Origin of the sequence: Pseudanabaena sp. 'Roaring Creek', assembly GCF_001402795.1 — a bacterium.
Classification (GTDB): Bacteria; Cyanobacteriota; Cyanobacteriia; order Pseudanabaenales; family Pseudanabaenaceae; genus Pseudanabaena.
The window spans coordinates 1-4,237 of sequence record NZ_LIRE01000472.1 but is presented as its reverse complement, the minus strand read 5'-3'; the positions used below and the strand labels follow the sequence as shown (position 1 = coordinate 4,237).

Sequence of the window (4,237 nt, the reverse complement as noted above, 5' to 3'; positions counted from 1 at the left end):
ACCGCAGGTTTTAGGGTTTTATGTTTAGCATCCTTACTTATCACAAACTTTGAAGATATGGGAAACGCAACCCCTCAACCTAAGCCTCAACCTAAAACAAGCAGCATTAGGAGAGGTTGGATATTGGCATTATTAATTACGATCGTTTTTGCTGTGGTAGGAAAACCAGCAATACGATGGTTGAGGGATCGGTATGCAGAATACCAAGCTAGTACCATTGACCTCACAGCAAGTGATGCCAAATATCGGGAGGTTCTAGCGATCGTTCAAGCCAATCAGCCCAATAATTCGCTCGGACGATCGCCAAACCAAGACGAGACTATCTCAGAACGGATTTTTCAAACTGCTTTATCCCGCGATCTTTTGGGGCGAAGCAGTTTTTACGAACCCAATACCAATAACGGTAAACTTGCCTGCGCCCGTATGGTAAATATGGCGATCGAGAGAGCCCTAGGCTATCAGATCGGTCAAAATCCTCTATACGTCCCTTCGCTAGTTGCCGATTTAGACAGCAATAAAGGGAAACAAATCGAGCAAATGCAAGCAGTTCGTGGGGATATTGCCATAGCTAACGGAACTGATTACACCAACGGACAGTGGCATATTGGCATTTGTATGAGAAATGGTTGCCGTTTGGTTTTGTCCAACTCGCCCTTTAAATCAGAATTTGCTTGGCTAACGGGTTCGGATTTTGATGGAGCCTTCGCCCATTACCCAGGTAAAACCACCTTTTATCGAGTCACCCAGAAAAACAAAATCGGGACATAGAAACAAAAAGAGCGCTGCCGCGATTCTCTTTTTGTTTCTATGTCCTGACATTTTTATGTCCTGATATACTTATACCAATTCCCAAAGTGGCGTTGCCATTTTGGGAATCTCAAAACCTTACTGGGTTTGGTGTTTAATTTACAAAAGTGTGACAACACCTTTGTGAATTGGTATTAGCGACAGTAAAAGCGACAGTAAGTGAGCTTAATTAAATATAAAAACCTAAAACCTGCGGCGCGCGCCGCAAGTTCTAGATCTGGACTTTAATTATGCCCAGCTACTTAGTAGCTTTATAGCGATCGCTTGATTAGAAAATCCTTGATTAGAAAATCAATGTTTAAGTTTGTTCACAAACTCACCTACTTAGCAGTATATGCCACTGTATGTTTGGGAGTTGCCAGTGCCATAGCACCTACAACATCACCCGTAATATCATCTGTAGCTGCGGAGGATAGTAGCCTTGGCATCGTCATGCGTCGCGGACAATTACGCGTGGGAATTGATGCCGCGATCGGTGGTCCCTATATGTTTTGGAATGCCAAGACGCAGTTTTATGATGGGTTTGAGCTAGAAATCATTCAAGAAATTGCCGCAAAATTAAACATTGAACCCCGTCCCATTAATATTCCTTGGTCTACCCAGCCTGAAAATTTAGCTTCGCGACAGGTCGATGTCCTTCTCAGTGCGCGAGAAGAGGGAGCCCTAGAAACGGGCGATACCAAAGGCAAATTCATCGAAACCGTTCCCTATTACCGTAGCGCTCAAAGGCTGCTAATCCGTGCCGATGGCACCCAAATCAAATCCCTCCGCGACATGATTGGCAAACGGGTGGGAGTTGTGGCAAATAGCGGAGGCGCAGCGATCGCAGAAACCTATAATAAAAATAGGGGTAATGCTATCCGCCTGTTCTCCTCACGGGATCTCGATCGGATGGTCATCCAACTGCGCGATCGGCAGCTTGATGCGATGATCCTTGATGAACCAGTAGCCGTATGGCAAGCACGCAACAATCCCAACTTTATAATTGTTGGGGAACCCTTAATTCCGATTCGTCTAGTGGCGATCGTCAATAAGGACGATGTATCCCTAAAAAATGCCGTAGATCGGGCTTTAACAGAGATGCGTCAAGAGGGTAAACTCGAACAGATACTTAAGAGGTGGAACCTGTGGGAAAGCCAGAAAACTTTAAAATCAACAACGGTCTTGCCAGTTACGGTATTAGCGATCATTACGCCGTACTCGGTTTACCAATGACCAGTGATGCGCTCCAAATTCGCAAAAAATTTCTCAAGCTTGCAAAGATTTTGCATCCTGATGTATTTGGGCGCACTCCCGAAGAAAAAGAGCTTGCCACCAAATATTTCTCCAAAATGGTCAGCCCAGCCTATCAAATTCTCAATAGCGATCGCGAACGGGGAGAGTATTTAGCCACCTTAAGAATTTTTGCCCAGAATGCCAAGCAAAAAGAACAGATACCGACGGTCAGTTCCGAAATTGCCCAAAAACTCTATCGGATGCCCCACGAAGTCACCTATCAGCAATATGTAGAACAAATTGCTCCGAAACAATATGAAAGCTTAGATGCCATCTTGGAATACACCGCAACTCTCAGCGAGTTAAATTTGGTATATGTCTTGACTCAGCAGACCTTGAGCTTTACCAGCAGCAGCAATGCTTACGCTCCTGCTTCCAGTCAAACCAATAGTCCTGAGCCTGTAGCTGCCAAACCAGCCCAGTCTCCCGCATTGCGAAATCTCAATATGGCGGAGTTATTTATCAGTAAAAAGCAATGGACTGAGGCGCTTAAGGAATTACTGGGAGCTGAGAAACTCGATCCTAATAACGCTAAGGTCTATGCGCTTAAGGGGTTAGTGCAAATGAATCAAAATGCGGCGGCGATCGCGAAAGCCAGCTTTCAAAAAGCTCTCAAACTCGATCCTAAAGAACCTATAGCCCTTAAATATATCAATCAGGCGACTACTGCCAGCAAACCACCAGAAAAAGCGCCAGAAAAGAAAGGCGGGTTATTTGGCTGGGGCAAAAAATAATCTCATACATTTCTCGCTAGGACTGGACTTCCGCAGACTCAAAAATATGGCGAGGCAACCATCTTGGATTTCCGCAGACTAAAGTATTACCGCCATAATGCGCTCATGCTGATCGTTAGTGCCGATCGGCATATTTTGACGACGATTACCCAATATTTAGGCTCCGAACGCTACAGTTTCATCACGGAAACCAGTGGCGAAAAAGCTTGGGAAATCATTCTTCACAAAAAACCTGCGATCGTTTTAGCTGATTGGCATATCCCCGATGTCTCTGGTGTAGCACTTTGCCATCGGGTTAAGGTAAATCTCGAACATCCCGACCTCATGACGACGTATTTTGTCTTGATTGTCGATGCTTTGAACAATCAACAACGTCAAATTGGCTTAGATGCGGGTGTTGATGAATTTCTCAGCAACTCCATTGATGGTTCTGAGCTAAGAGCAAGATTGCGGACGGGGCTAAAGGTCAGTGCGTTAACGCAGTCTTTGATCTGGACTAACCAGAAATTACTCACTCAAAATGACTTGCTGGATACATTAAACTTGGTCGATCCTTTAACAAAGGCTTTGAGCGAGCAAGCCTTTGTTGAGATCGTGCCGAAAATGATGCAACTGTTTAAGGGCTATGGCGCTTATCAAAGTTATAGTTTCTTGAGCTTGTTGATCATTGATATCGATCGCTTTCAACCAATTGTCGATTCCTATGGCAAGCAGGTTGGCAATGAGACACTTAAGGCGATCGTCGGGCGTTTGAGCAATAACTGCGAGGCTAACAGTTTAATTTATCGTTATGGTTTAGATGAGTTTGCCTGCATTACGCCCCATAATGATGCGGCAAGTGGCAAACAACTCTCTCAAAATTTACTGGCAAGCATTAGCAGCCATCCAATTTCTGTCTCTTCAGCATTGTTATTCCCACTAACGATTAGTGTCGGTGGAGTGGTAACAACTTTAGCAAGTCTCAGCCAACAAAATCCCGATCGGAGTTTTGGCAAACTGGTAGCTTTAGCAGAACATTCTCTACATCAAGCTCAATGTGCTGGTGGCAATCAGGACTATATCAAAGAATTTATCTAAGGCTGTCTAGGACTAGTTAAGGCTGGAGGTATTTGTAATTTGATAAGTGGCTAGGCGCAATTAAATATAAAACCCCAGAATATGTAGCGCACGCTGCGCGTGCGCTACATATTCTGGCTCTGGTTTTTAATTATGCCCAGCTACTTACTCCCTTCCCGCTATAAAATTAGACATTAAAAACCAAGAATTAGCGTTGCGGCGCGAAGCGCTGCAACGTCTAATTTTTCACTGGGAAGGGAGTATAGCAGTCCTAAATCATTCTATGAGAAAAATAGAGTTCTTCGACTTGGCTCAGCCAAAGTATAGATAATTTAAATAAAAACTACAGCTTCGACTTCGCTCAG

Annotated in this window: 3 protein-coding genes and 1 pseudogene; all 4 read left to right on the top strand. The window is 44.3% G+C overall.

Annotated elements, in window-relative coordinates:
• A pseudogene (locus AC805_RS15015) lies at window positions 1-768 on the top strand (hypothetical protein); the annotation flags it as partial.
• A 333-nt stretch (window positions 769-1,101) separates the two neighbouring features.
• The gene (locus tag AC805_RS15010) at window positions 1,102-2,022 is read left to right on the top strand and encodes an ABC transporter substrate-binding protein (RefSeq protein WP_055076172.1); all 921 of its coding nucleotides are present in this window, start codon (window positions 1,102-1,104) and stop codon (window positions 2,020-2,022) included.
• On the top strand, window positions 1,935-2,816 hold the full coding sequence (locus tag AC805_RS15005) for a J domain-containing protein (RefSeq protein WP_072143638.1): 882 nt from the start codon (window positions 1,935-1,937) through the stop codon (window positions 2,814-2,816). Before AC805_RS15010 ends, AC805_RS15005 begins: the two co-directional genes overlap by 88 nt.
• Window positions 2,817-2,879: 63 nt before the next feature.
• Window positions 2,880-3,893: a diguanylate cyclase gene (locus AC805_RS15000; protein WP_197278735.1), complete on the top strand. Its 1,014-nt coding sequence runs from the start codon at window positions 2,880-2,882 to the stop codon at window positions 3,891-3,893.
• Window positions 3,894-4,237 lie beyond the last annotated feature (344 nt).